The sequence below is a fragment of the Mesorhizobium sp. M5C.F.Ca.IN.020.32.2.1 genome (assembly GCF_004023105.1).
GTDB lineage: Bacteria > Pseudomonadota > Alphaproteobacteria > Rhizobiales > Rhizobiaceae > Mesorhizobium > Mesorhizobium wenxiniae.
The window spans coordinates 1-1037 of record NZ_RZSX01001355.1 but is presented as its reverse complement, the minus strand read 5'-3'; the positions used below and the strand labels follow the sequence as shown (position 1 = coordinate 1037).

Sequence of the window (1037 nt, the reverse complement as noted above, 5' to 3'; positions counted from 1 at the left end):
CCGTTCGCCATTACGCCGCTGGGCGCCGACTTCCGTTTCGATCAGACCAGTGGCGCTATCGCTCATGTCGGCCGCATCCGCGTAAAAATCAATTCGCCCTCGTCTCAAGACGCTTGAAAGATGTCAAGGCTCAGTCTAGCATCCGATTTGTCCGATATACAGACATACTGTCTGAAATATCAGACAATAACGAGCCAGGCGCAGAAAATTCTGACGAAAAAACAGGCGGTTTCCGGATGCGGCAACCGGCGAGCTTTTCGTCCGGACCCCGCACGTCCAGGCCTAACCTCAGAAGGGAACAATCATGACGAAATCATCGTTTTTCGCATCCGCCAGCGCCCTTTGCTTCGGTCTCCTCCTGAGCCTCGGCGCCGGTTCGCAGGCCAATGCGGCCGCCAAATGCATCAAGGGCGACCGCAAGGCGCCGTACACGATCGGCTGGGCCAACATTTATTCAGTGCCGACCTGGATGAAGCAGACACAGGGCACTATCGAAACCGAAGTCGAGGCGTTGAAGAAGCAAGGACTGGTCGACAAGCTTGTCGTGACCGACGCCCAGGGCGACGCCAACGTTCAGATCCAGCAGATCCAGTCGATGATCGATTCCGACGTCGACGCCATCATCCTGATTGCCGGCTCGTCGACCGCGCCGGCGCGTGTGCTGGCGGACGCTTGCGCCAAGGGCATCGCCATCATCAACTTCGATAGCCTTGTCGACACCGACCAGGTGACCGCCAAGGTCAACACCGATTCCGCCCAGTGGGGCGATCAGGCGGCCAAGTTCCTGATCGACGCGATCGGCGGCAAGGGCAAGATTCTGATCCTCAACGGCCCGGCCGGCGTTTCGGTTAGCGACGATCGTCGCAAAGGCGCTGACGCGGCGCTTAAGGCCCATCCTGACGTGACGGTCCTTGCCGAGACCAACACGCCCTACAACGTCGCGCCTGCACAGGAAGCCGTCACCAGCCTGCTGTTCGCCAATTCCGAGATCGACGGAATTCTGTCGCTCGGCGGCGCCTTGTCGGCGGGTGCGGTAC

The 1037-nt window shown here is 59.8% G+C and carries 1 protein-coding gene; it reads left to right on the top strand.

The genetic code is table 11. From position 1 onward, the window contains the following. Positions 1 to 304: 304 nt before the first annotated feature. On the top strand, positions 305 to 1037 hold a 733-nt coding region (locus EOA86_RS35935), incomplete at its 3' end, for a substrate-binding domain-containing protein (protein WP_128345775.1).